The organism is uncultured Clostridium sp. (assembly GCF_934754915.1).
GTDB lineage: Bacteria > Bacillota > Clostridia > Clostridiales > Clostridiaceae > Clostridium.
The window spans coordinates 1-22,673 of record NZ_CAKVKB010000049.1; the positions used below are offsets into that span (position 1 = coordinate 1).

The 22,673-nt window shown below is 30.6% G+C and carries 17 protein-coding genes; 16 read left to right on the forward strand and 1 reads right to left on the reverse strand.

The window, feature by feature from the left end; all coding sequences use genetic code 11:
- The first annotated feature begins 1,103 nt into the window (after positions 1 to 1,103).
- Entirely contained in the window at positions 1,104 to 2,894 is a 1,791-nt protein-coding gene (locus Q0F58_RS09335) for an oleate hydratase (protein WP_367118163.1), read from the forward strand.
- Between the two features lie 125 nt (positions 2,895 to 3,019).
- On the opposite strand, the gene Q0F58_RS09340 is transcribed toward Q0F58_RS09335, so the two are convergent.
- On the reverse strand, positions 3,020 to 4,729 hold the full coding sequence (locus Q0F58_RS09340; RefSeq protein ID WP_294375477.1) for a methyl-accepting chemotaxis protein: 1,710 nt from the start codon (positions 4,727 to 4,729) through the stop codon (positions 3,020 to 3,022).
- Between the two features lie 670 nt (positions 4,730 to 5,399).
- Between Q0F58_RS09340 and Q0F58_RS09345 the strand changes: the two genes are divergently transcribed.
- From Q0F58_RS09345 to Q0F58_RS09415, 15 genes are all read left to right on the forward strand, one after another.
- The gene (locus tag Q0F58_RS09345) at positions 5,400 to 6,749 is read left to right on the forward strand and encodes an MATE family efflux transporter (protein WP_294375479.1); all 1,350 of its coding nucleotides are present in this window, start codon (positions 5,400 to 5,402) and stop codon (positions 6,747 to 6,749) included.
- 13 nt (positions 6,750 to 6,762) lie between these two features.
- A complete protein-coding gene (locus Q0F58_RS09350; protein WP_294375480.1) occupies positions 6,763 to 6,918 on the forward strand; it encodes a MerR family DNA-binding transcriptional regulator in 156 nt (51 codons plus the stop codon).
- A gap of 35 nt (positions 6,919 to 6,953) precedes the next feature.
- Positions 6,954 to 7,373, forward strand: a complete 420-nt coding sequence (locus Q0F58_RS09355; protein ID WP_294375510.1) for a GyrI-like domain-containing protein — start codon at positions 6,954 to 6,956, stop codon at positions 7,371 to 7,373.
- A 200-nt stretch (positions 7,374 to 7,573) separates the two neighbouring features.
- Positions 7,574 to 8,566 (forward strand): GntR family transcriptional regulator, encoded by a 993-nt coding sequence (locus Q0F58_RS09360; RefSeq protein WP_294375482.1) that lies wholly within the window; start codon positions 7,574 to 7,576, stop codon positions 8,564 to 8,566.
- Entirely contained in the window at positions 8,556 to 9,515 is a 960-nt protein-coding gene (locus Q0F58_RS09365) for a GntR family transcriptional regulator (RefSeq protein WP_294375483.1), read from the forward strand. The genes Q0F58_RS09360 and Q0F58_RS09365 overlap by 11 nt, the downstream gene beginning before the upstream one ends.
- Before the next feature lie 514 nt (positions 9,516 to 10,029).
- On the forward strand, positions 10,030 to 11,628 hold the full coding sequence (hutH, locus tag Q0F58_RS09370) for a histidine ammonia-lyase (RefSeq protein ID WP_294375485.1): 1,599 nt from the start codon (positions 10,030 to 10,032) through the stop codon (positions 11,626 to 11,628).
- 44 nt (positions 11,629 to 11,672) lie between these two features.
- Complete coding sequence (locus Q0F58_RS09375) at positions 11,673 to 13,691, forward strand: urocanate hydratase (RefSeq protein WP_294375486.1); 2,019 nt, start codon at positions 11,673 to 11,675, stop codon at positions 13,689 to 13,691.
- A gap of 83 nt (positions 13,692 to 13,774) precedes the next feature.
- Positions 13,775 to 14,602, forward strand: a complete 828-nt coding sequence (locus Q0F58_RS09380; RefSeq protein ID WP_294375488.1) for an amino acid ABC transporter substrate-binding protein — start codon at positions 13,775 to 13,777, stop codon at positions 14,600 to 14,602.
- A 22-nt stretch (positions 14,603 to 14,624) separates the two neighbouring features.
- Positions 14,625 to 15,266 carry an amino acid ABC transporter permease gene (locus Q0F58_RS09385; RefSeq protein ID WP_294375490.1) on the forward strand — a complete coding sequence of 214 codons (642 nt, stop codon included), beginning with the start codon at positions 14,625 to 14,627 and terminating at the stop codon, positions 15,264 to 15,266.
- Between the two features lie 11 nt (positions 15,267 to 15,277).
- The gene (locus Q0F58_RS09390) at positions 15,278 to 15,982 is read left to right on the forward strand and encodes an amino acid ABC transporter ATP-binding protein (protein WP_294375493.1); all 705 of its coding nucleotides are present in this window, start codon (positions 15,278 to 15,280) and stop codon (positions 15,980 to 15,982) included.
- A gap of 57 nt (positions 15,983 to 16,039) precedes the next feature.
- Positions 16,040 to 17,296 (forward strand): M20 family metallo-hydrolase, encoded by a 1,257-nt coding sequence (locus Q0F58_RS09395; protein WP_294375497.1) that lies wholly within the window; start codon positions 16,040 to 16,042, stop codon positions 17,294 to 17,296.
- Between the two features lie 2 nt (positions 17,297 to 17,298).
- Positions 17,299 to 18,633, forward strand: coding sequence for an amidohydrolase (locus Q0F58_RS09400; protein ID WP_294375499.1), 1,335 nt, complete (start codon positions 17,299 to 17,301; stop codon positions 18,631 to 18,633).
- Between the two features lie 2 nt (positions 18,634 to 18,635).
- The gene (hutI, locus tag Q0F58_RS09405) at positions 18,636 to 19,886 is read left to right on the forward strand and encodes an imidazolonepropionase (protein ID WP_294375502.1); all 1,251 of its coding nucleotides are present in this window, start codon (positions 18,636 to 18,638) and stop codon (positions 19,884 to 19,886) included.
- Positions 19,876 to 20,484, forward strand: a complete 609-nt coding sequence (locus Q0F58_RS09410) for a HutD family protein (protein ID WP_294375505.1) — start codon at positions 19,876 to 19,878, stop codon at positions 20,482 to 20,484. The genes hutI and Q0F58_RS09410 overlap by 11 nt, the downstream gene beginning before the upstream one ends.
- 195 nt (positions 20,485 to 20,679) lie before the next feature.
- Entirely contained in the window at positions 20,680 to 22,323 is a 1,644-nt protein-coding gene (locus Q0F58_RS09415) for an acetolactate synthase large subunit (RefSeq protein WP_294375508.1), read from the forward strand.
- The last annotated feature ends 350 nt before the right edge of the window (positions 22,324 to 22,673 follow it).

Below are 22,673 nucleotides of genomic sequence, written 5' to 3' on the forward strand. Positions count from 1 at the left end.
GCACTTTCTGGAATTTTAGTTACTGCCATAGTTAATTACCTCCTTGAATTTATTTTCATAAGCAGAGAATCCAATCTATAATTGATTGGTATGAATCACTTATGCCTATTAGTGAATGTGATTAATGTATTTCATTATGTATATATGGGGATTTTTAAAAAGTGGTATAGATGAAAAGATATTTTATTATAATTAACAATGTATAATTTTGGATATAGGTTTTAAAAATGTATTAAAAAGTGTTGACAATCCACCTGTACACTTTTCATTAAAAGCAGCAGAAGTCATACGTGAAGATGTACTTTGGGTACGTTATAATGTGAAATAATATTTCATTGCCTATATTTGAGGATATTTCATAATTATAATTTTATATGATTTGGCTCAAGATATAGTGTATGACAGTTATTTAATATATACTATATCTTGAACCGGGTTTTGCATTTATGCTAATATGGAAAATCCTCATTTATGTAATACGTATAAAAATTATAAAAAATCTGCTTTGCAGACTGTGTGTTTCTGCCCTTTCAAAAGTTATCCGCAGATTGTTTGAAAATATAATTTCCTATAGAATGAAAAATCTTGGAAAGATTTCATCCTTAATTGTCAATTGTTCATTGTACATTGTCAATTAGAAAGCATAGTTTAATGAGAAAATGAGCTGCATCAAATTGAGTTTAAGAAACTTCAATTTGATGCAGCTTATTTTTATAATAATAAATTTTATTCATATTTTCTTATGTATTTATATTTTTTATGGAATTATTTGAATTGTTATTTTGATTTTTGGAACAATAATATTATGAGATTTTTTTAAAGTGCTAAAATAAAATTCATATAATATGCGAAAATATGTATTTGCAGAATATCAACAGCAAATAAACATAAAAATTATATAGGAAAGCATGAGGTGTAAAAACATGAATAAAAAATTAGCTAAATTAGGAGCAGTATCATTATTAGCAGTTGGAGTAAAGACAGCTGTTGAAATGAAAAATAGAAAAGAAAAAGAACAATTAGAAATAAAGAAACAGAGAATGAAAGAACTTGAATCATATAGAAATACAGAAAGAAAAAAGAATAGAAAAAACAGTAAGGGAATTTATTATTCAAGTGGAAATTATGAAGCATTTGCCCATCCAGAAAAGCCAGAGGGAGTAGATAAAAAATCAGCATATATTGTTGGAAGTGGTCTTGGCTCATTGGCAGCAGCCTGTTTTCTTATAAGAGATGCCCAGATGAAAGGTGAAAATATTCATATATTAGAAGCTATGGACATTACAGGAGGAGCATGTGATGGAATAGATGATCCACTTAGAGGTTATGTAATGCGTGGCGGAAGAGAAATGGAAGACCATTATGAATGTTTATGGGATTTATTTAGAAGCATACCATCATTAGAAAAACCAGGAGCTTCTGTTCTTGATGAATATTATTGGCTCAATAAACATGACCCTAATTATTCTTTATGCCGTGCAACAGAAAACCGCGGAAAAGATGCCCATACTGATGGTAAATTTAATTTAAGCCAAAAAGGCTGTATGGAAATTATGAAATTATTCCTTACAAAAGATGAAGACCTTTATGATAAGACAATTGAAGATGTATTTGATGAAGAAGTGTTTAATTCTACTTTCTGGCTATATTGGAGGACTATGTTTGCTTTTGAAAACTGGCATAGTGCACTGGAAATGAAACTGTATTTTCAAAGATTTATTCATCATCTTGGAGGACTTCCTGATTTTTCAGCATTAAAGTTCACAAGATATAATCAATATGAATCTTTAATTCTTCCAATGAAAAAGTATTTAGAAAATGCAGGAGTTGATTTTCAGTTCAATACAGAAGTTACTAATGTATTATTTGATTTTGTATATGATAAGAAGATTGCTAAAAGCATTGAATGTAAGATTAATGGAGAAAAAGAGGAAATTCCTCTTACAGAAAATGATCTTGTATTTGTTACTAATGGAAGCTGTACAGAAGGAACAATTTATGGAGATCAGGATAATGCACCAGTTGGAAATGCAGAAGTACGAACTAGTGGATGCTGGAGTCTATGGAAGAAGATTGCAGCTCAAGATGAGGCTTTTGGTCATCCTGAAAAGTTCTGTTCTGATATTGAAAAAACAAACTGGGAATCTGCAACTATTACAACTTCTGATGATAAAATAATTTCGTATATTGAAAAAATCTGCAAGAGAAATCCTAGAAGCGGGCGTGTTGTTACTGGAGGTATTGTGAGCTGTAAAGATTCAAGCTGGCTTCTTAGCTGGACAATAAACAGGCAGGGACAATTCAAAGAGCAGAAAGAAGATGAAGTATGTATATGGGTATATAGTCTGTTTACAGATGTATTAGGAGATTATGTGAAGAAACCAATGAAAGAGTGTACTGGTAAAGAAATTACAAAAGAATGGCTGTATCATATTGGAGTTCCAGTAGATGAAATTGATGATCTTGCAGAAAATCATGCAATATGTGTACCAACAATGATGCCATATATCACTGCATTCTTCATGCCAAGAGCAAAGGGTGACAGACCAGATGTAATTCCAGACGGATGTGTGAATTTTGCATTTTTAGGCCAATTTGCAGAAACACCAAGAGATACTATATTTACTACAGAATATTCTGTACGTACTGCAATGGAAGCAGTTTATGGACTTCTTGGAGTTGATCGTGGAATTCCTGAAGTATGGGGAAGTGTTTATGATATAAGGGAATTACTTGAAAACACTGTAAGATTGATGGATGGCAGATCTCCACTTGAAATTGAGCTTCCTGCGCCATTAAATATTTTAAAGAAAGCAGTTCTTAAGAAAATAAAAGGAACTGTAATTGAAAAGGTCTTAAGAGATTATAATATAATAAAAGATGGTATGATGTAAGCTAATTGGAATGTATGTACAATTAAATGAATAGATAATATGAGAAAAGTGAACCGACTCCCAAAAGTTAGATTAAAAATCTAATAATCTGGAAGTCGGTTCATTAAATATCCCTTTTTCTTTAATTAATATAGTTTAAAACGTTGAACTAACTTGTCCAATTCATCTGCATGTGTAGAAAGTTCTTCACTGACTGCAGCACTTTCTTGTGCAGAAGCTGCTGTATTTTGAACTACAGCAGAAATCTGTTCAATACCATTGCTGACTTCATTTAGTGAAAGTGCCTGATTTTTAGCATTTTCATTAGTTGTTTTAGCTGTTTCTGCAAAATCTTTCATATCATGTATAATATGCTGAAATGCAATATTAACAGATTCAGTAATAGTATTGCCTTTTTCAATTTCTTTAAGTGTACTTTCGATTAGTTCACGTGTATTTACTGCAGATTCATTACTGTCCATTGCAAGTTTGCCAATCTGGTCAGCAACAACAGCAAATCCCTTTCCAGCTTCTCCAGCTCTTGCAGCTTCAATGGATGCATTTAGAGAAAGCAATTTTGTCTGTGAAGCAATATTTTCAATTGTAGTTATGATTACTCGAATTTCTTTTGAAATATTAGTAATAGTCTGCATTTCTTTTGTCAACTCATTCATTTTCTCCATTTCTTCTGTTGCGTTAACCACAGATTTGCAGACATTTTTATATGCTTCATCTGTTCGCTTTGCACTATCATCTGCCATAGCTAAAACAGAATCCACAGTAGCTGTCAATTCTTCAATTGAACTTGCTTCATTTGTTGTACCTTCAGAAAGAGAATTGGCTGCACGGGCAATTTCAGCAGCACCATTGTCAACCTGATTTGAAGTATTTTGAATATCAGTCAATGTAGAATTGAATTTCTTTAAAATATAAACAAAAGATTCTTTAATGCTTGAAAAATCACCTAAAAAATCTGTTATTTCATTGCCGTCTTTTGTTAAATCACCTTTTGCCATCTGTTTCAATGTTACTGAGATTTCTTCAATATAATCTGATAAATTATTCATTGTTCCTCGCATTGCATCTGCTAAAACACCGATTTCATCTTCACCTTCATATGTTATGACTTTGGCAGCTGACATATCGCCTGTATACATGATTTTTGCAGCATTTGTGATTTCTTCAATAGGTTTTGATAAACTGTCTGTAATTTTTAGTGCAATACTAATGCTGAATATAATCCCAATGATAAGTATAGCAATACCAGCAATAAACAGAACATTACTGCTTATTCTTGTTGTATGATGATAATCAGTAGCTACCTCATAAATCAAAGTTTCAAGTTCTTCTGACAAAGCTTTGATTTCATTTACTACTGGAAGATATGTATTTGTATTTAATTCATTAGCTTCGTCATATTTTTGCGCTGATAAAAGAGAGAATAATTGTGGACGGATTTTTTCCCCTTCATCTACCTTTTCCTGAATTTCCTGTAGTTTTGCTTTAGATTTATCTGTAAGTAATGTATTTGAAAGTATATTCATAGAGTCTTTTACTAAAGAAACATTTGTTTCAGCTGTATTATTGAAGGCATCATAATCTAGATTTTCACCAGTTTCACCTTCTACAATAACACGATTAATAGCTCGCTGTAAGTCAACTAACCCAATTTGCAGATTTCCAATATTATCTATATTTGTTAATGGACCAGTATAGATTCCTTCTACACTGCTTCTCATAATGCCAATTCCCGTTAACAACATAATTATAATTACAGATGCTAAAACTATAATGCTTCCGTGGGAAAATAGCAGCTTTTTTTTAATAGAAACATTTGTTTTTTTGTTTTTTTTCATAATTATAAATCACCTTTACTAGTTGAATATATTGGACAATAAATTAAAAAAATACTTTTTGTTAAAATTGTATTAATAAGTCCTTAATTTTACATGCAGGTATTATTATAACAAAAAATACTTTACTTTTGTATATTTTTTGACATTTTTTAATGAAATATGTACATGATACATATTGGAATTTTAAAATGTAGCAAAATATAGCATAAAATTGATAATGTATATTGGAAAATTAAAATTATATTCAAGATTTATCTAATATATGTTGCAAAATTAAAACTGCATTTAAAATATATCTTAAATATATGAAAAATGTTAAATAAATATTGAAAAGATTTAATTCTTGATCCTGAATTATACATTTTATATTGTTAATTGAATCATATGGATTTAAAAAATTTTATATATTCTCATTTTAATTAATTGGGATTTATTTATAAATAAATCATTATTTTAAGTTTAAAGTTAATGGAATGCATAATATAGAAGAGTAGATTTTTATAAATAGCATTAAAAATAATTGTTTTGATAATAATGCAGAAATGTTAAATGTAATAAGTTTTTTTAATAAAATATAGAATATGTGAATAATCTTACTTGACTCTACAATTGTTATAGACATTATAGTGTTATATGATATAACGTGTAGAAAGGATGTGTAGTTATAATCATGGAAAGAGATCTTACTAATGGAAGTGTATTTAAGAACATAATATATTTTTCTCTGCCATATTTACTTTCTTATTTTCTTCAAACATTATATGGAATGGCAGATTTATTTATCATTGGCCAGTTTAATAGTGTAGATGGTACAACAGCAGTTTCAATTGGAAGCCAGGTAATGCATATGCTTACTGTTATGATTGTTGGTTTGACTATGGGATCTACTGTTATTATTGCACGAGCAATTGGAGGAAAGAATTATAAACAGGTTAATGAAGCTGTTGGTAATACAATTACTCTGTTTATGCTCTTATCTGTTATATGTACAGCCGTATTAGTTCTTGCAGTAAATCCTATTGTTTCTATTATGTCAACACCGGAGGAAGCAGTTTATGGGACAACCACATATCTTAAAATATGTTTTGCAGGTCTGCCATTTATTACTGCTTATAATATCATAAGTTCTATTTTCCGAGGTATGGGAGATTCAAAGAGTCCAATGTATTTTGTGGCTGTAGCCTGCATTTTTAACATTATATTAGACTATATTTTTATTGGATTATTTGGTTTTGGAGCTGCTGGAGCTGCTTTAGGGACAACATTATCTCAGACAATAAGTGTTGTAATTTCTTTTGCTGTAATAATGAAACGTAAAATGATACCAGGAATCTGCATAAAAGACCTTAAATTCAAAAGAAGCATATTAACAAATATTCTTAAGTTAGGAATTCCTATTGCAGTACAGGATGGATTTATTCAGGTTTCCTTTATTGTAATTACTATTTTTGTAAATCTTCGTGGACTTAATGATGCAGCAGCAGTAGGAATTGTGGAGAAACTGATTGGAGTTTTATTCCTGGTGCCTTCATCTTTATTATCTACAGTGTCAGCACTTTCAGCACAGAATATTGGAGCTGGAAAACCTGAACGTGCAAAACAGACATTAAAATATTCTGTATTTATAGCAGTAATTTTTGGTTTGGCTGTATCAGTTATAATGCAGTTTGCTGCTGAGTCAGCTGTAGGACTATTTTCAGATGATTCAAAAGTCATTTTACTTGGTGGAGAATATATGAGAAGCTATGTGTGGGATTGTGTATTTGCAGGAATTCACTTTAGTTTTAGCGGCTATTTTTGTGCAAATGGTTTATCAAACATTTCATTTATACATAATTTTATTTCTATTGTCTGTGCCAGAATCCCGCTTTCGTGGTTTGCATCAAAATACTTTACAGAGACATTATTTCCAATGGGAATGGCATCTCCAATAGGTTCTGCATTATCTGTATTTATTTGTATAGGAGCTTATGTATGGATGAAGCGTCATCCTGAAAGAATAAGTATGGAAATTTCATAATAAGGAGAATTATATGGATAAAAGAGATTTGTTTTCAATTGGGTATGTAGCGAAAATGTTTCATATTAGTGTAGGAACCTTGCGGCATTATGAAAGATCAGGATTATTATCACCAGAATATATTGATCCACATACAGGTTATCGCTATTATATGAAATTGGAATTATAAAAATAAGAAAAATACCTGCTAGGCGTGTAGCATGGCTGAGAAATGCAAAATTATCTTTAAATTCATATGTAGATTTAGAAACATCTTTAAGACAATTAGAAAAAGATCAGGAAGATACTGTTGTATGGATTGGAAAAGTAGGAGTTGGAATTTCAAAAGAAAAACTTGATGATAAAAAATATAATGAATATGATATAGTGTTTGTTATTTTGGATAAGGAAGACATATATACAGGAGAAACAGAAATCTGGAAGGAAGAAACCTGTGCAACACTTCGCTTTTGCGGAAGCCATAAAGATGCTTCAAAACAGTATGAAAAACTCATGAATTTTATAGAGAAGCATAAAATGCATGTCAGTGGATTTTCAAGAGAGATTACAATGGTAGATGATGGACTCACAAATGATGAAGAACAATTTGTAACTGAAATACAAATTCCAGTTCAAATGTTTTGATGAAGAAAATTAAGGTATAATGTTTTTAATATAGGTGCAAATATATGAAGCAGCAGAAATATGACTGAATGACTAGTATTTCTGCTGTTTTATATTAATTTTTTTATTAGAGAAATAATGTATTCATGTAGTAGTAATATTTTGAAAAGAATATAAATGTGCTAAAATAGAAGCAAAAAACAGTAAGTAAAGGGTCAGTTATGAAATTAGAAATATATAAAGATAGTAAAGTTCCGATTTACAAGCAGATTATTATGCAGTTTGAGAATCTGATTAAAAAGGGAACATTTAAAAGTGGAGACAAGCTACCTACTGAAAAGGAATTATGCAGCACTAATGATGTATCAATAGGGACAATTAAAAAGGCATTTGACGATTTAGAAAAGAATCATTATATAGAAAGAGTTCAAGGAAGTGGTACATTTGTATTACGAAAAGAAGGAAATATTGATGTTGAACAGGCAGAAAAAATAATTTCTGATACTTTTTCAAAATTATCTTTTGTTGATTCAAGGCAGATATATATGATATTAGAAAAAGAATTAAATAGAAAGTTTTATAAAGACAATACTATTAATATGGTATGGGTTGACTGTTCTCCAGAAAATCTGCTTAATATATCAAATCAGATAAAGGAGATACGCAATTTGAAGGTCAAAACTATTCTGTTGGATGATATTAGAAAAGACAGCAGTTTAATAAATTTATCATATGATTTAATTGCAACATCCAATTATCATTATCGTGAATTATTATATCTCCTTTCTGAGGAATCACCCCCTATTGAAAAGTTAGTTTTAGAAGTAAGTGATACAACAATATTGGAAATTGCACAGATAGATGAAAAGGAAAAAATAGGAATAATTTATAAGAGCAGAAATTTTTTAAATAATATTGTTGATAAGTTGAAATTGATCGATAGAAATAATTATCTCGTTTCAGTCAGCTGCAGCTGTAATATTGAAAAATTTAAAGAATTTATATCTAATATTAATGTGGTCATAGTCCCACCTAATTATAATATTTTTCTGGATAATGAGGCTTTAAACATTCTTGAGGAATTTAAGAAAAGAGGAAAAAAAGTAATATCATTTGAATATCTCATAGATAGAGGCTCTTTATATGGATTCAATATGAAAATAAGACAATTGTATAAGAAAAAATGTGAAAGGAAGAATATTAATGAACTTTAATATAGATACTGATAATGATGTTCCTATATTTAAACAGATAGTTAATAATATTGTGGAAGCTATTGATAATAACGAATTCTGCAGTAATGGAAAACTTCCTACAGAAAGAAAGCTGGGTGAACAGTTTAATGTATCAAGAGGAACTATAAAGAAGGTATTTGATGAACTTGAAAAAATGGGAAGAATAAGAAAGGTTCAAGGAAAAGGAACTTTTATTACTGGAAATCACATGAATGAAAAAAGAGAATTTATTATAGATATAATACGAAATCTTATTGATAATCTTGAAGAACTGAATTTTAATGAAATTCAGATAAAGGATATTGTGATGAAAGAGTTATGGAAAAGGTTGAGAGATAATGAAAAAGTATCTGTTGCATGGATTGACTGTAGTATTGAACTCTTAACAAAGAGTTCAAATCTTATAACACAAAAGTGTAATATAAATGTCAATAACTTTTTATTAGATAATATAAGAAAAAATCCTAAAGATGTAATGAATAAATTTGATTTTATTGTGACTACATTGAATCATGTAGACGAAATAAAAGATATTTTAAAGGGAACAAATGAAAAGATTGAAACTGTAGTGCTTAAAGTGAGCAATAAAACTATTAGTGAAATTGCAAATATAAAATCTGATGATAAGGTTGCAATAGTCTATAAAAGTAAAAACTTTTTAAATCTTGTAGAAGACAATTTAAAAAAGTTAAGTAATATTGATTATAGCAAAAAAATTAATATAGACATGGAATGTGATAATTTTATTGATGAAATAGAAAATTATAGTGTAGTTATTGTTCCTGAGGAATATTATAGTTTTATAAAATCTAGGAATAATATTAGGAATACAAGATTCATAGATTTTGAATATATATTGGATGAAGGCTCATTAGTTCATCTTTTAGAGAAAGCAGAAAAATGCTGGATTAATAAGTGTATTGGATAATAATAGTTGTTAATATTCCATAATTGCAATTTTATATAATTGAAACCCATAGTAGATATGTTTAATAAATCTACGCTATATGTTGAGTTGTTGTGGGGCTGTTGCACAGAAATTAAATTATACTATATATAGTATTGAATAACTTAATTAATATACTATGATATAGCAGTTTAATTTCTTGATGCGACAGCTCCTTAATTATATATATTTTTAAAACAGGCATATACTCTAAAAAAGATATATACCAATTTCAAAAACTAAATTATTTTAAGAAATATAAAATTATCATTGACATATAAAAAAGCCTATGATAATATAAGTTACAAGAAAAGCCAATAAGCAGATATAAAAGAATTAATTGTATATAAACAACGGAGTTTATTAAAAAAAATAAGCTCCGTTGTTTTATTTTTATTATCTAATATTATCTGAATTCTAAATTGGTATAGTTCAATTTACAAAGGCGTAAAGGAATGAAAATAATAAGTATTAAGAAGAAAGAAGGAAATTTGAAATGTATAATAATTTTAATCAATATGCATATAAAGAAGAAGCAGATGAACAGGGGGAAGTAAATCCTAAAAAAATTAAGCATGTAGAAATTGATGGAAAGAGTCTTACTGTTGAAAAAGTAGTTGCAGTGGCAAGATTCAATGCTAAAGTAGATATTTCAAAAGATTCAATAGAAATGATGATAAAATCCCGTAAGCTTGTTGATAAGATAGTTGATGAAGGAAGAGCTGCTTATGGTGTCAGTACCGGTTTTGGGGAGTTCAGCAAAATTTCAATTGATAAAGATTTAATTGAAGTCCTTCAGCAGAATTTGATTCTAAGCCACTGCGCTGCTACTGGAGAACCTTATAAAGTAGAAGTAGTAAGAGCTATGATGCTTTTGAGAGCTAATGCATTATGTATTGGAAATTCAGGAATAAGACCTTGTGTTGTAAAGACTTTGATAAATATGCTTAATAAAGGGGTTACACCATATGTTCCACAAAAAGGATCTCTTGGAGCAAGTGGAGATCTGGCACCTCTTGCACATATGGCCTTAGTTATATTGGGAAAAGGACAAGCCTATTACAAAGGAACATTAATGGATGGATATGAAGCTATGAAAAAAGCTGATATAGAAGTTCAGGTTTTAAAAGCTAAAGAAGGTTTGGCACTGATAAATGGAACGCAGGCAATGAATGCAGTTGGAACTCTTTCATACTATGATGCATTAAATGCTGCAAGATTAGCGGATATATCAAGTGCAATGACAATGGAAGCTCTTACAGCTCTTGAAAATGCATTTGATCCAAGAATCCAGGCAGTAAGACCTCACGCAGGACAGCAGTATGTTGCTAATAATATTAGAAATTTAATAAAAGGCAGCGAAATAATTGCAAATTCAAAAGATTTAAGAGTCCAGGATGCTTATGCAATAAGATGCATACCTCAGGTACATGGAGCTATAAGAGATGCTTTAGATCATACAAGAAAAGTTATTGAAATAGAAATGAATTCAGTTACTGATAATCCAATATTATTCACTGAAGATGAAGCAGTAATATCAGGAGGAAATTTTCATGGTGAACCATTAGCATTAGTTTTTGATTATCTTGGAATTGCAGTATCTGAAATAGCAAATATATCAGAAAGAAGGCTTGAAAGACTTGTAAATCCGGCATTAAATGAAGGTCTTCCAGCATTTTTAACTAACCATGGAGGAATAAATTCTGGATATATGATCTGCCAATATAGTGCTGCATCTATGGTTTCAGAAAATAAAGTTCTGGCACATCCAGCAAGTGTAGATTCTATTCCAAGTTCAGCTAATCAGGAAGATCATGTAAGTATGGGAACTACTGCAGCAAGAAAGAGCAGGACTATTGTTGAAAACACTTTTTCAGTTCTTGCATTTGAACTCATGGCTGCTGTTCAAGGTGTTGATCTCAGAGGAGGAAAGATTTCTCCTTTAAACAAAATTGTCTATGATATTGTCAGAAACAAAGTTGAATTTTTTGATAAGGATAGAGAAATAAGAATAGATATTGCAAAGATGAATGATTTAGTTAGAAGTGGAGAAATACAAGAAGCAGTAATGGAAGCCTGCGGTGAATTTAGATAGATTAAAAATTATAACAGTATTATATAAATAAAGGGGCGAAATTAATGGAAAATAAAGAAATAGAAAAAGCAATGAAAATTAAATTAGACTTTGAACTTCCTGAATATCCAAAGTTTGTTGAAGGAATAAGACGTGCACCAAAAAGAGAATCAGAACTTTCAAAGAGTGATGTAGAACTGGCATTAAAAAATGCTCTCCGTTATATACCAGAGAAGTATCATGAAAAAATGGGAAAAGAATTCTTACAGGAATTGAAAGAACATGGAAGAATTTATGGATATAGATTCAGACCAGAAGGAAGGATTTACGGAAAACCTATAACTGAATACAAAGGAAAATGCATTGAAGGAAGAGCATTTCAGGTTATGATTGATAATAATTTAGATTTTGAGGTTGCGCTATATCCCTATGAACTTGTTACTTATGGAGAAACAGGGCAGGTATGTCAGAATTGGATGCAGTATAGACTATTAAAAAAATATCTTGAAGAATTAACAGATGAACAGACTTTAGTAGTTGAATCAGGACATCCTGTTGGATTGTTTAAATCACATAAATTAGCACCCAGAGTTGTAATAACCAATGGGCTTATGGTAGGACTTTTTGATGATCAGGCTAATTTTAACAGGGCTGCAGCTTTAGGAGTAGCTAATTATGGACAGATGACTGCAGGCGGATGGATGTACATAGGACCTCAGGGAATTGTTCATGGAACATTCAATACTTTATTAAATGCAGGAAGATTAAAACTGGGCATACCACAAAATGAAGATTTATCTGGAAGATTATTCGTATCATCTGGTCTTGGAGGAATGAGTGGTGCTCAGGGAAAGGCAGCAGAAATTGCAGGAGCTGTTGCAGTTATTGCAGAAGTTGATATGTCCCGTATACAAACAAGATTAGATCAGGGATGGATAAGCAGAGTGTCTGAGGATTTGGATGAAATTTCTCAGTGGGTAAAGGAAGAACAAAAGGCAAAAAGGCCATGTGCTATAGCATATCATGGCAATGTTGTAGATCTTTTAAAATATATGATAGACAATAATATTCATATTGATTTATTATCAGACCAGACTTCTTGTCATGTACCATATGATGGAGGATATTGTCCAGAAGGACTTACATTTGAAGAACGTACAGAAATGCTGGATAAAGATCCACATACTTTCTGTAAACTTGTAGACAAAACATTAAGACACCATTTTCAATTGATTAAAAAGTTACATGAAAAAGGAACATATTTCTTTGATTATGGAAACAGTTTTATGAAGGCCGTATTTGATGCAGGTGTAAGTGAAATATGTAAAAATGGTGTAAATGAAAAAGATGGATTTATATTCCCATCTTATGTTGAAGATATATTAGGCCCTCAATTATTTGATTATGGATATGGACCTTTCAGATGGGTATGCTTAAGTGGAAAACAAGAGGACTTGGATGCTACTGATAAAGCAGCAATGGATTGCATTGATCCAGATAGAAGATATCAGGACAGGGATAATTATATATGGGTCAGAGATGCAAAGAAGAATAAGATGGTTGTAGGAACAAAAGCTCGTATTTTATATCAGGATGCTATGGGAAGAACTAAAATAGCATTAAAATTTAACGAAATGGTTCGTAATGGAGAAATTGGACCGGTAATGCTTGGACGTGATCATCATGATACAGGAGGAACAGATTCACCATTTAGAGAAACTTCTAATATTAAAGATGGTTCTAATATTATGGCAGATATGGCAGTACAGTGTTTTGCTGGAAATGCTGCAAGAGGAATGAGTCTGATTGCACTTCATAATGGTGGAGGAGTTGGAATTGGAAAGTCTGTAAATGGCGGTTTTGGAATGGTTCTGGATGGAAGTGAAAGAGTTGATACAATTTTAAGTATGGCAATGCCATGGGATACAATGGTTGGTGTATCAAGAAGATCATGGGCAAGAAATGAAAATTCAGTATCAACATGTGTAGAATTTAATGAAAATAATGAAGGAAAGTCACATATTACATTGCCTTATATAGCAGATGATGTTTTGGTAAAAGAAATTGTAGAAAAGCTAAAATAAATAAAACTTATTGAAACAAAGGTGTTTCTAAAATCAATAAACGAAATACCTTTGTTTTTATTTATATTAAGGAGTGAATAATAATGAAAAAAAGAAAAATAATGAAGAGAATATTAACAATGGGAATGAGTTTAACATTAGGATTAGCATTGGTTTCATGTGAATCAGGTTCAAAATCTAAAGAAGCAGCAACAAATTCGGAAGATTCAAAAAAGGAAATAGTTTTAGGAATCGATGATACTTTTGTACCTATGGGATTTAAGGATGACAATGGAGATTTAGTAGGATTTGATATTGAACTTGCCAAGGCAGTTGGAGAAAAAATGGGAATGGATGTTAAATTTCAGCCTATTGACTGGAGCATGAAAGAATCAGAACTTAATAGTGGAAATATTGATGCAATATGGAATGGATATTCCATAACACCTGAAAGAAAAGAAGAAGTTGATTTTTCTAACGTATATTTAAGAAATAAACAAGTAATTGTTACTCTTTCAGACTCTGAAATTAATACAAAAGATGATTTAAAAGGCAAAAAAGTAGGGGCTCAAAATGAATCGAGTGCAGTAGATGCAATTAGGGCAGAAGAAGGAGTTGAAAAGGCCTTTGATGGAGGAAAGACAACAACTTATGAAACCAATAATGATGCATTAATGGATCTTGAAAATAAAAGAATAGATGCAATAGTTGCAGATGAAATACTTGTAAGATATTACATGCATGAAAGAGGAGAAGATAAGTACAAGATTTTAGATGACAATTTTGGTGATGAGGATTATGCAGTAGGAGTTAAACATGGAAATACAAAATTGAAAAATGAAATCAATGAAGGATTGAAGGAATGCAACGAAGATGGAACAAGTAAAAAAATCTCTGAAAAGTGGTTTGGATCAGATATTGTAGTTAAATAATAGAAGAAAGGAAGTATCAGTTATGGGATATATGTTAGAATTGATGCCCCAATTATTAGAAGGATTAAAGGTTACAATGGAATTCTTTGTGATTGTATTGGTATTATCAGTTCCGTTAGGAATTTTAGTTGCTTTGGGAAGACGATCAAAGATAACTATATTGAGTAAAATTTTAGAATACTACATTTTAATAATGAGAGGAACACCTTTATTATTGCAGATAATAGTAATATTTTTTGGTCTGCCAATTATAGGAATAACTTTTGATAGATTTATGGCTGGAGTGATAGCTTTTACTTTGAATTATGCAGCGTATTTTGGTGAAATATTCAGGTCAGGAATAAATTCTATTGATGAAGGACAATATGAAGGAGCAGAAGTTTTAGGTTTATCACCTAAAACTACCTTCTTCAGAGTTATATTGCCTCAGGCTGTTAAGAGAGTAATACCTCCAGTTGCTAATGAAATAACTGTATTAGTAAAAGATACGTCTTTAGTTTATGTTTTAGGCTTGGATGAAATATTAAAAATTGCAAAAATAGCATCTAACAGGGATGTAACATTAGTTCCATTATTGTTATGTGCATTAATTTATTTGGTGATTATTGGAATTTTAAGTAAGGGAATTAAAAAGGTTGAACAGAGATATGAATATTATAGTTAGGTGGAATATTTATGCTAAAAGCTGAAAATGTGAGAAAGTTTTTTGGAAATGTTGAAGTTTTAAAAGGAATAAACATTGAAATAGATGTTGGAGAAATAGTGGTTATAGTAGGAAAATCAGGAGGAGGAAAAACAACATTTCTAAGATGTATAAATGCTTTAGAACATTGTGATGATGGAAATATAGAGATAAATGGGAAGACCTTATGTAAAAACGGAAAATATGTCAGCAAAAAGGAACTTAGAGATATAAGGAAAGATATTGGTCTGGTATTTCAGAATTTTAATTTGTTTCCTCACATGTCTGTAATTGAAAATCTTATAGAAGCTCCTCAAAAAGTTTTAGGAATGAGTAAAGAAGAGGCTGTAAAAAAGGCAGAAGAGACATTAGGATTCTTAGGTCTTTTAGATAAAAAGGACAATTATCCATGTCAATTATCTGGTGGACAAAAGCAGAGAGTGGCAATTGGAAGAGCTTTATGTCTTGAACCTAAAATAATGTGCTTTGATGAACCAACATCAGCTTTAGACCCAGGACTTACAGGAGAAGTTGCTAAAATTATAAAATCACTTAGCAAAAAAGGCATGGGAATGTTGATAATAACACATGACATGAGCTTTGCAAAGAGAGTTGCAGACAGGATTGTTTCCATGAATGAAGGATGTTTACAGGATGGTTTGATTTTTGATGAAGAGAAAGTTGTATCATTCAATTAATTTAAATAATTGTTGCCCAAATATAAACTATATACAAAGTTGGAGAAGGTAAATTCTATGAAAGATTTTTTTATTAATAAGGACAGAGTAAAAAGAAGGCTGAAAGAGCTGGCTGAATTTGGAATGAATGAATATGGAGGAATAGATAGATCTATAGGAAGTGATAGCGATGTAGAAGCAAGGAAATTTCTTATTGATATTTTAAAAAACCAAATAGGAGCATATGTAAAAATAGATCCAATAGCTAATATATTTGCAGAAGTAAAAGGAAATGAAAATTTAAAGCCAATAACATTGGGGTCTCATCATGATGCAGTTCCTAATGGAGGGAAATTTGATGGAGCATTAGGTGTACTTCTTGCTATAGAAGTAGTTCAGAGAATTACTGAGGAAAAGATAAAAATGAGACATCCATTGCAGATAGTATCATTTAGCGCAGAAGAGCCAAATCCTTATAATATATCAACTTTAGGAAGCAGAGTAGCTACAGGAAAAGTGTCAAAGGAACAGGTTAAAAAAGCAAAAAATAAAGATGATGGAACAATGCTCAGCCAGGCATTGAAAAGGATAGGAGGAAATGCAGATGTTCTTGAAGATGCATTACTGAAAAAGAATGATATGAGTGCATTTATAGAATGTCACATAGAGCAGGGAAGAATTTTATTTGATAAGAAAGAATCAGTAGGCGTTGTAAAGAAGATAACAGGAATATATAGAGAAGAAATAAGAGTACTTGGAGAGGCAAATCATGCAGGAACTACTCTTATGAAATATAGACATGATTCATTTTTAAGTACTGCAGAAGCAGCACTGAAATTAGAAAGAATAGTCAAGGAAGTAAATAGAGAAGATGTTGTAGGTACTGTTGGAAGAGTAAATGTATTTCCAAACTCTGCAAATATCATAAGCGGGGATGTAGAGTTTATTATTGAAATAAGAACTCCAAATAATGAAATCAAAGAAGAGATTATTAGAAAATTTACATTAAGTTTGAAAGATATTGAAGAAAAAAGAAATGTTAAATTTGAAAGAAAGGTCATATTAAATCAAGCTGAAGTTAATATGGATAAAGATATAATAAATGCATTAAAAAGTTCTATAGAGGAATTAGGTATGCCGGTAATAGATATGGTAAGCATGGCTGGACATGATAGTGTTCATATGTGTGATATAACAAAGACTGGAATGTTGTTTGTTCAGAGTATTGATGGAAAGAGTCACTGCAAGGAAGAAAATACTGACATGAAGGATATAGAAAGAGCAGGAAATGTATTATTAAATACTGTTTTAAAACTGGATAAGGAGGTTGATTAATTATGAGAACATTATATAAACCAGAATATGTATATGTAAACGAAGAATTTGAAAGGAATATGGGAATTTTAGTTGAAGATGATGAGATAGTTGAAGTTGACAATTATAACACATTAAAAAATAAATATAAAGATGCAGATGAAGCAAAATGGGACAAGTTAATTATGGTTCCAGGCTGTGTAAATGCTCACAATCATTGTTTTCAAAGTCTTCTTAGGGGATTATCATGTGACAGACCGTTTTTAGAGTGGAGAGATGAAGCATTATATAAATATTCTCCTAGATTTTTAAAGGAACATATTTATAATGGTGCATTATTTGCTTTTGGAGAAATGATGAAATGTGGCGTTACTACTGTCAGTGATTTTTTTTATCTTCACAATTTTGGAATTGAAAGTGATGAAATGATAATAAAGGCAGCAAAGGATCTGGGAATGAGATTAGTTCTTGCGAGAACTATGTATGACTGGGATGGAGCGCCAGAAGGATATGTTGAAACAATAGAAGATGCAGTAAAAAATACAAGATACTTAGCTGAGAAATATAATAATAAAGATAAGATGGTAACAGTAATACCAGCACCACACAGTCTTCATGCAGCAAGTCCTGAAATGATTAGAGAGGGGCATGATTTAGCAAAAAAACTGGGAACTTGTTTTCATATTCATGTTGCAGAAGAACCATTTGAAGTTGAGCAGGTTAAAAAGGAACATGATAATCTTTCAACAATAGAGTATTTAGATAAAATAGGAGTAGTTGATGAAAGTATGGTTATAATTCACGGAGTATGGCTCAAAGACAGTGAGGTTCAGTTATTAGGAAAGAAAAATGCTAAATTGGTCTATTGCCCATCAAGTAATATGTTCTTAGCAGATGGCATAACTGATATTGTATCTATGATGAAAAATAATGTAAAGATAGGTCTTGGAAGTGATGGAGCATGCAGCAATAATAGAATAAGTGTATTTGAAGAAATGAGAATGGTTGCATTGTTGCAAAAAGTCAAGAATTTAGATGCAATATGTGTAAATTATAAAGATGCATTTAAAATGGGAACACAATATGGAGGGGAAATTTTACAGCTTCCTGTTGGAAAAATAGAAAAAGGATATAAAGCTGATTTTTTAGGAATAGATATGGAAGATTTGTCAATGCAGCCTATTTCAGAAAGCAGAGAACAGATTCTTCCTAATATAGTTTATTCAATGCAGCCTAATGCTATAAAAAAGGTGGTCATAAATGGAAAAATTACTGTGGATAATGGAAAGATTCAATCTGTAAGTGAAAATGAAATAGTGAGCAGGGTTCAGAAAACAATGAAAGAAATCGAGGGATAGCAGTGAGAAAAGTATTAATAAAGCATGCAGATCAAATAGCTACTCCTAAAGGATTTAAAGGCAGAAAAGGCTGTGAAATGAATGAACTTTTTACTTTAAATGATGGAGCAGTTTATATTGAAGATGGAATTATAAAAATTGTAGGAAACACCAATGATGTTTTGATGAAGATAAATGAATTTGAATGTGATGAAATAATTAATGCAGAAGGAAAATGTGTGCTTCCAGGTTTTGTAGATTCACATACTCATTTTATATTCAGTGGTTATAGAGAGGATGAATTTGTAAAAAGACTGGAAGGTGCAGAATATCTTCAGATTTTAAATATGGGCGGAGGAATTCAAAGTACTGTAAAAAGCACAAGAAATGCATCTTTTGAAGAGTTATATTTCCTTGGAAAAGAACGATTGGGAAATATGATAAGTCAGGGAATTACAACAGTTGAAGGAAAAAGTGGATATGGTCTTGATTTAGAATGTGAAATAAAAATGTTAAAAGTAATGAAAAAGCTCAACAGAGATTGTCCTATAGATATTGTATCTACTTTCTTAGGAGCTCACGCTGTACCATCAGAGTATAAAAACAGGAATTTTGAGTACATAAAATATATGATAGAAAAAGTAATTCCAGAAGTATGTGAAGAATCTCTTGCAGAATTTTGTGATGTATTTTGTGAAGAAGGAGTTTTTTCTATTGAGGAAAGCCGAAAAATACTTATTGAAGGGCAAAAGCTAGGTTTAAAAAGTAAAATTCATGCAGATGAAATAGTGAGTATAGGCGGAGGAGAATTGGCTGGTGAGCTTGGATGTGTATCTGCAGATCATCTTCTTATGGTAAGTGAAGAAGGAATAAATAAAATATGTGAAAACAATGTTACAGCAACACTTCTTCCATGTACAGCTTTTTGTCTTAATAAGCCTTATGCACCTGCAAGAAAGATAATAGATAAAGGTGGATGTGTGGCTCTTGCAAGTGATTTAAATCCTGGAAGCTGTTTTGCAAATTCTATTCCTCTTATGCTGGCTTTGGGAGTAATACATATGGGCATGACAATAGAAGAAGCAGTTACAGCTCTTACATTAAATGGGGCAGCTGCTTTAGGAAGGGCTGATATTATAGGAAGTATAGAAGAAGGAAAAAAAGCAGATATGGTTATTATTAAATATCCTAATTATAAATTCTTGGTTTATAATACAGGAAATAATCTGGTTGAAAAAGTTATAAAAGATGGTGAAATCGTTTATGAAGTATAAAATTTTAAATGAAAATGATTATAAACTGACAAAATGGTCTGGAGGGTATACAAAGGAACTGTACATATATCCAGAAACAGCAGAATATAAAGAAAGAAATTTCATGTTTAGAATAAGCAGTGCGACTGTTGAAAATGAAGAATCAGTGTTTACAAAGCTGAATGGAATTTCAAGAGTTTTAATGCCCATCACTGGAAAATTGAAACTTATTCATAAAAATAGGTATGAAAAGACTTTGGAGAAATTTGAAGTAGAAAATTTTAGTGGTGACTGGGATACAACCAGCTATGGAAAAGCAGCTGATTTTAATTTAATGACAAACTCAAAATGTACAGGAACATTAGAGCACTTTATGGTTTTGAACAATGATAAATGCTTATTAAAAATAAAACCAAAACAACATAGAAAAACTATAGAATACATTTATAATTTAGGCAAAGAAGTTTTTATCTGTATTGAAGATAAAAGAGTAATTTTAAATAATAAAGAAACTTTTATGTTTGATTTAGATGGAAATGAATCTGAATATCTTTTAAAGATAATTAACACAACAAATGAACATGTAGATCTTATTAGAACAACAGTATATTTTAAATAAAAATCTGATATAGATTGCAATATATAGTGAAGGATGAAATTTTTTTAAAATCTCTTTGATATTTTTATATGTACTTATATAAGATTTATATGTAATTTTAATTTCGCAATATATATCGTATTAAGGAATATTGCTGAAATATTTCAGGCAGTAGTAACTATTATTGTGAAGAGGGAAATGGAGAAGAAGAATATTATGGAAAAAGAAATGAATACAGCACAGCTTCTTGTAAAATGTTTAGAAGAGGAAGGGGTAAAATATATATTTGGAATACCTGGAGAAGAGAATCTTGAAGTTATGAATGCGATTTCAAATTCATCGATTAAATTTATAACTACTCGTCATGAACAAGGTGCAGCATTTATGGCGGATGTATATGGAAGGCTTACAGGAAAAGCTGGAGTATGTTTATCTACATTAGGACCAGGTGCTACAAATTTAGTTACAGGAGTTGCTGATGCCCATAGTGATGGAGCACCTATAATTGCAATAACAGGACAAGTGGGAACAGAAAGAATGCACATTACTTCCCATCAATTTTTAGATTTATGTAAAATGTTTGAGCCAATAACTAAGAGAAGCAAAATGATTGTGCGTCCAGATACAGTTCATGAAATTGTAAGAATAGCTTTTAAATATGCTGAAAGTGAAAAACCTGGTGCATGTCATATTGATCTGCCAATAAATATTTCCAAAATGTCAGTAGGTTTTGAAAAGCCATTAAAAAAGAAGGTACAGCCAAAAGAATTCGCAGCCTTAAATACAATTGAAGAAGCAGCAGGAGAAATATTTAAAGCAAAGAATCCTGTGATTTTAGCAGGAAGCAGTGCAGTAAGAGCACAAGCTGGCAAGGCATTGACTTCATTTGCAACAAAATTGAAAATACCTGTAATAGAAACAATGATGTCTAAAGGTATAATCCCATGTGATAATTTGTATCATATAGGAACAATTGGAATTCCTCAAAAGGATTATGTAAATATGGTAATTGAACATGCAGATTTGGTTATAGCTGTAGGATACGATATTGTAGAATATGCTCCTATGAAATGGAATGAGAAAGGTGATAAAAAAATAATCCATATAGATACAAGACCAGCACACATAAATAAATTATATCAGACTGAAGTTGAAGTCGTTGGAGATATATCAGATTCATTAATGAATATAGAAAGAAGAAGCAAATCAAAGGAAGAACCTAAATTTACATTAGATATAAAAGAAAAGATAGAACATGAATTAAACAAATATAATGATGATATGTCATTTCCAATGAAACCTCAAAAGATTTTATCAGATGTGAGAAAGGTCATGGGACGGGATGATATAGTTGTGTCAGATGTAGGTGCTCATAAAATGTGGATTGCAAGACATTATAACTGTTATGAACCTAATACATGCATAATATCAAATGGATTTGCTACAATGGGAATAGGTGTCCCTGGAGCAGTTGCTGCAAAGCTTATTAATCCAGATAAAAAAGTGCTGACTATTACTGGTGATGGAGGATTTATGATGAATTCTCAGGAAATTGAAACAGCAATTCGTATAGGAACTCCAATTGTTGTTTTAATATTTAATGATAGCAATTATGGATTAATAAGATGGAAACAATTAGATCAATATGGAAAAGAATGTTTTGTAAATTTTACAAATCCAGATTTTGTAAAACTGGCAGAAGGAATGAATGCTAAAGGATATAGGATAACAAAAGCTGAAGAACTTATTCCTGTATTAGAAAATGCATTTAAACAGGATGTTCCATGCATAATAGATTGTAAAGTTGATTATGATGAAAATATGAAACTTACTAAACATTTAAAAGAAATATTTGCTTGATTTTCATTTATGTGTTTATATTAATTGTTTTTTAATGATATAAACTTTTAATCTTTGAAAAATTGCTAAGTATTACTAAATAAAAATATGTTAGAAAGTATTTATAATTTATTAAAATACAAATTTTATTTCAGACATTTTGATAATAAGGAACTGCTGTATTAAAGATTATAGCACCATATATTGCATTTATAATCTTCAATACAGCAGTTCTTTTTTATTTTTATTAGAAATCATATTTTTCATATCTATATAGTTTTATGCATATTTCTAAGAGGGACTTTTCAGTTAAATTTATTTTAGCTTTAAAGTCCTTATATTTATTATGAGTATATTTAGTAAAAGATATA